At 61.7% G+C, this 4,724-nt stretch carries 5 protein-coding genes and 1 pseudogene; 5 read left to right on the top strand and 1 reads right to left on the bottom strand.

The genetic code is table 11. The annotated features are described in order from the left end of the window. The first annotated feature begins 370 nt into the window (after nt 1-370). Nucleotides 371-544 carry a DUF3606 domain-containing protein gene (locus IVA80_RS22190; RefSeq protein ID WP_247435219.1) on the top strand — a complete coding sequence of 58 codons (174 nt, stop codon included), beginning with the start codon at nt 371-373 and terminating at the stop codon, nt 542-544. A 119-nt stretch (nt 545-663) separates the two neighbouring features. Here the strand turns inward: IVA80_RS22190 and IVA80_RS22185 are convergent, their stop codons facing one another. Beyond that, the gene (locus IVA80_RS22185; RefSeq protein ID WP_247435216.1) at nt 664-849 is read right to left on the bottom strand and encodes a hypothetical protein; all 186 of its coding nucleotides are present in this window, start codon (nt 847-849) and stop codon (nt 664-666) included. A 317-nt stretch (nt 850-1,166) separates the two neighbouring features. Here IVA80_RS22185 and IVA80_RS22180 point away from each other — a divergent pair, with 317 nt between their 5' ends. The 4 genes and pseudogenes from IVA80_RS22180 to IVA80_RS22165 all read left to right on the top strand — a co-directional run bounded on the left by IVA80_RS22180 (nt 1,167) and on the right by IVA80_RS22165 (nt 4,463). Beyond that, the gene (locus IVA80_RS22180; RefSeq protein WP_247435213.1) at nt 1,167-1,382 is read left to right on the top strand and encodes a hypothetical protein; all 216 of its coding nucleotides are present in this window, start codon (nt 1,167-1,169) and stop codon (nt 1,380-1,382) included. 597 nt (nt 1,383-1,979) lie between these two features. Further along, on the top strand, nt 1,980-2,228 hold the full coding sequence (locus IVA80_RS22175) for a hypothetical protein (protein ID WP_247435211.1): 249 nt from the start codon (nt 1,980-1,982) through the stop codon (nt 2,226-2,228). A gap of 583 nt (nt 2,229-2,811) precedes the next feature. Beyond that, nucleotides 2,812-2,949, top strand: a pseudogene (locus IVA80_RS22170) (GNAT family N-acetyltransferase); the annotation flags it as partial. Nucleotides 2,950-3,194: 245 nt separating this feature from the next. Continuing rightward, nucleotides 3,195-4,463 carry a CoA transferase gene (locus tag IVA80_RS22165; protein ID WP_247435207.1) on the top strand — a complete coding sequence of 423 codons (1,269 nt, stop codon included), beginning with the start codon at nt 3,195-3,197 and terminating at the stop codon, nt 4,461-4,463. Nucleotides 4,464-4,724: the final 261 nt, after the last annotated feature.

Raw genomic sequence — 4,724 nt, 5'->3', positions numbered from 1 at the left:
CGTCTCTCATGACCTCAACTTCTCGAACCGCCCGGTGCGGACCCGCATGCCGGGTGGTGTGGCAGGGGAGCGACCCACAAGGTCGCCCCCTATGCCGATCCCCACGTTCAAAACGGTCTTGCTGATCCAGGGCGCGCCTTGCAACGACGCGCAACGCCATTGCGAACAGCACGTTTGGATTGTACGGAGTGCCATGAGTTCGAGCTTCTCCTCGTGGAGCATTTTTCAACTGCCGCGTTGAAGCTTCAGCACGCAATCGCCGCGCAGGTTTTCAGCGGTGCTCGCGTCCGTGCTGTGCTGAACGTGTGAGCTGCGGCCGAGACGTGGAACGGCCGGTCCATGGCGGCGTTTGTTCCGCCTGGAGGAAGCAATGGACAATCTGACGAAGCGCGAGCAACCGGACCGCAGCAAGATCAACATGCACGAGGCCTTCGAGGTCAAGTACTGGACGCACGCGCTCGGCGTATCGAAGGAGGAGCTGCAAAAGGCGGTCGACAAGGTCGGCAATTCGGCCGCCGCCGTCCGCAAGGAACTGGCGGGCTAGCGCGTTCAACGCAAGGATTTGACGGAGGACATCATGGGCCGGGAGCAGTCTTCTCTGCCGGCGCCCTTATCCTGCTCGCGGCGCTGATCTACGGCGTGCTGCAAGCCGGTCGCGTGCTGCTACTTGACGCTGACGAACAGGCCCCAGGCAGCGGCCAGCGCGCCGCCGGTGAAGACGACCACCGGGTTGTCGCAGAACGTGCTGCCATAGCTGCACATGTTCGCGCCGAACTGGCCGAGCTCGTGATGGCTCGCGGAGTAGAACAGTCCCGACAGCACCAGCAATGCGGCGGCGACGTAATACATCGACGGTCTCCGGCTACGCCCGTTTGCGTCCTTGCAAGGGGCATGTCTCAGCATGGCGCGAAGAGATTTCGGTCCGCCGAATCCGTTTTGTTGCATTTGGATAAAGTTTGACCGGTCGGGCAAATCACGGGCAAGACGCCACCAATCCGTGATCCGATTGCCGCAGCCTGCCGAGGCGCGGTTGAGTAGGCCACCCAGGGAAACGCCCGGCGCTAGGAGGCGGCCTCTCAAATTCGTGAAGGAACATGAATTATTTAAATTGATTTAATTCTGCTGCGGCTATTTAATATCCCAACTGCAGAGCAGGAGGAACGACGATGCCCTCGGATCAGGATGATCGCCGTGAATTTCTAAAAAACTGTGGGAGATTCGCGGTTGTGACTCCGCCCGCCGTTACGGCGCTACTCTCGACCTCTCTTACCAGCACGGCCATTGCGCATTCCGGCGGTGGGTTAGTGCATCATGGCAACAACGGCTGGGGTAATGGCGGCGGCGACGGCAGCCCCAACGGCAAACCTGACAAGGATCGCTGACAGTTCTGGCGCGGCAAGACGGCAGGCGCGGAACGCATTGCCGATTGCCGAGTTTTCCCAATGCCCTTCCCCAAGGGCAACCCCGATTGGCCCCGGCTCCACCGCCCCATTGCCCCCGGAGCTGGGGCCATTTTTTGCTGGGCCTCGAGTCCAACAGGCAAGCTAGGCCACTCCCAAATTCAAACTCGGCCACTGAGCCCGGAGACAGGTCAGTACCCCCGAATTGCGGCCGGTTCACCAAGATGGCCGGCGGGTGTACGGGTTCTGCACGGTCTGTGTTGCGCCATGGCGCTCCCCTTTGCCGCGGAGATGGGCGCGACCGTTCAAAGTTCTTGTGGCGTTTGCAGGCCGCGCTGCATGGTCTTGCAGCCTCAAGCCTGCTTGAGGCCCGACGAAACACGCCTGAAACAGTGCTGAAACCCGATTGTCCTGAACGCTGCGTCCGCTCGCCCCGACCAACCGAGCGAAAAGGAGACACGTCATGATCCAGGTCGGTTCGAAGGAAGAAATCGCGTTTCTGCTGGCGCTGTTCGGCACGCACACCCAGCCGGTCAAGCGGCCGAAGTCGAACTCGCAGCAAAGCTGAGAGCTGGTCCCATGCCCGGTTTGGCCGATTGCCAGAGCCTCTTGCGTCTCTTGATCGCGAGGGGCGATCCGAAGGCCATCCCGCTCGCCCAAGGCGCCATCGATTTATATCTGAACACCGCGCCGGCTTGCCTGCGCGGGCGCGGCCTGCGCGTGCTCCGGCGCGATGCGCTCGACCAGCACGGTGCCGCGGCCGGGGTGCAGCGCTCCTTCGCCGAGACGGTGGATGCTTATATCGAGCGGAAGTTGACGGGGGAGTAAGGTGTTGACCGCAGCGATACACGACAAGTTGGACAAGGGACATCTTCGCGCACGTCTCATGGCGAGGGCAGATCGACGCTGACACGCGCGGCAGGCTCGGGACCCTAGCGCGAGGTGAAGGAACTGGTTGAAGGGGCTCGGCTGGATGAGGTCCAGCAGCAGTGCGGCGACGCCTTGGCGCAGATGATCAGGATGGGTCCGCATCGACTTCACCTCGGCGCCCCCGTCGTCGAGCTCCTTCAGCGCGCGATGCCGACCACCTCCTCGCCCTCGCGCACCGACCAGACGGTGACGCCGGGCGCGCGAACACGCTGCCCGGCGGCGAGCTCGCGTGCATGCCGGCAAGGTGCAGCGCGAGCAAGCGGCGGGTGGATTCGCTGGTGAGGTCGTCGCGGTGGATCGAGAATATGGGTGGGCTCGTAGGCGGTCTGCAATTGGTACCACTAAAGCGTCAGACGCGAGAAGTATCCTATCAGAACAGATTGCGTGTCACGGCGAGCTATACCGGCGTTATTCTTGAATGCTTGAGCTGTTGGCATTGGTTCGAAGCCGAGACCGGTATTGTGCACCATACGAGGATAGATGGCACAGCATCGTCTCCGATACGACGGACAATCCAGTATCTGCCAATAACTTCATTCAGGCGGGCTATCGGCTCTACGAACCCGAAGTGCCTTGGGCCTGGGCGCATACGCTTTATTGGCGAAAGTGGCTTCGCTGAGGGAAATGGGGCAGGGTTTCCGTGGAGCGGAACGTGACCTTCTCCACGTGGAATGGCCCACGTGAGATGCAGGGCGAACCTTGTACACCCGGAATGTCCGAGAGCCCGGCAGCTTGACGGCTGCCGGGCCGTTTTGCGTATTGAAGCGATGTTGCTGAAGCACTTGCGGAGTCGGCGGCGCCGGGCTTTATGTTTGCTCTTGCAAGAATTCGGCGACCATAAGCCGATGTAAGGGAGCGCCGTCGATGCCCACCAAGCCTCAATTGCCGGAACGTTCGTCGCGGACGACGGGCGCGCCTACCGCGCTCGATGGTCTTCTGGTGGTCGATTTCACGCGCGTGGTGGCGGGGCCGGCCTGCACTCAGACGCTTGCCGATTTCGGAGCGCGCGTCATCAAGATCGAGAATCCGGACGGCGGCGACGATACGCGCGCCTATGAGCACGCCGAAATCGGCGGCGAAAGCGCCGCTTATCTGAGCCTGAACCGCAACAAGCGCGGTATCGCGCTCGATTTAGCCGTGCCGGAGGCCCGCCAGATCGCGCTGGATTTGATTCGCAAGGCCGACGTGGTCGTCGAGAACTTTTCCAGCGGGGTCATGAAGAAATTTGGCCTCGACTATGAAGCTGTCGCGCCGCTCAACCCGCGCCTGGTCTATTGCTCGATTTCCGCTTACGGACGGACCGGGCCATTCGCCTCGCGCCCCGGCTTCGATCCCATCACGCAGGCGGAAAGCGGCTTCATGTCGCTCAACGGGTTTGCCGATGGGCCGGCAGTTCGTACCGGCCCGCCGATCGTGGACATGGCGACGGGGATGTCCGCCTGCAACGCCATCCTGCTGGCGCTGTTGGCGCGCGATCGGCTCGGCCGCGGGCAGCATGTCGAGGTCGCCCTGTTCGACGTCGCCATGGGTATGACGGGCTTCTACGGCATGGCTTATCTGATCACCGGCGAGAACCCTGGGCGGTTCGGTAATTCGCCGAGCGGGTCTCCCACCGTCGGCGTCTACGAGGCCTCCGATGGGCCGCTCTACATGGCCTGCGCGAACGACCGACTCTATCGCCGGCTGGTGGTCGAGGTGCTGAACCGGCCCGATCTGATCACCGATCCGCGGTTCGCTTCGCGCAAAGCACGTTCCGAGAACAAGGAGCTCCTGCGGGCAGCCATCGCCGGGGTCTTCGCGGGCGATACCCTCGAGAACTGGATGGCGAAGATGAAGCTGGCGAATATCCCCGTTGGCTATCTCCGGACCGTTGAAGAGGGATTTAACGCACCCGAGGCTCGGGAGCGCCATCGCTTGAGCCAGATTTCACATCCTACGGCGAAATGGGTCCCCAACATCGAGCCGCCGATTACCATGAGCCTGACCGGCCCGGTCGATCCCGTTGCTGCCCCCCTGTTAGGCGAGCATACCGAGGACGTCCTGCGTCATACGCTTGGTTACGACGAGCGTCGGATCTCGGAGTTCACGCAAAGGGGTGTCTTTGGATCGGGTAAGCCTTCGGCGTCGGCTTGAGCCTGATTGATTTCATAGGACGAGGCATCGCCTGACTTGCAGGAATTCCTTTGCGATGCCGGCGTTCGCGATATCGCATGCCTTCGAGCAACCAAGATCCCCTGGCGACTGCTTCCCATTGACATTGCCTCGGCTTGATTTGGCGAAGTTACCGCCGCATAACTAGACGATCGATTCCAAGAAATCTGCGTCGGAACTGATTGGGTGTTGGCGGATTCCTCGTTTGCGATTGGCGCAATGAGGAGCGACATCATGGCAGGA

It is taken from the genome of Bradyrhizobium sp. 139, assembly GCF_023074175.1.
In the GTDB taxonomy this organism is placed as follows: Bacteria; Pseudomonadota; Alphaproteobacteria; order Rhizobiales; family Xanthobacteraceae; genus Bradyrhizobium.
This window is presented reverse-complemented; position numbering and strand designations above follow the sequence as displayed.

Bases quoted from the DNA above. Each gene is read 5' to 3' on its own strand.
- IVA80_RS22190 (WP_247435219.1), top strand. From the start codon at position 371: ATGGACAATCTGACGAAGCGCGAGCAACCGGACCGCAGCAAGATCAAC.
- IVA80_RS22180 (WP_247435213.1), top strand. From the start codon at position 1,167: ATGCCCTCGGATCAGGATGATCGCCGTGAATTTCTAAAAAACTGTGGG.
- IVA80_RS22175 (WP_247435211.1), top strand. From the start codon at position 1,980: ATGCCCGGTTTGGCCGATTGCCAGAGCCTCTTGCGTCTCTTGATCGCG.
- IVA80_RS22185 (WP_247435216.1), bottom strand. From the start codon at position 849: ATGTATTACGTCGCCGCCGCATTGCTGGTGCTGTCGGGACTGTTCTAC.
- IVA80_RS22165 (WP_247435207.1), top strand. From the start codon at position 3,195: ATGCCCACCAAGCCTCAATTGCCGGAACGTTCGTCGCGGACGACGGGC.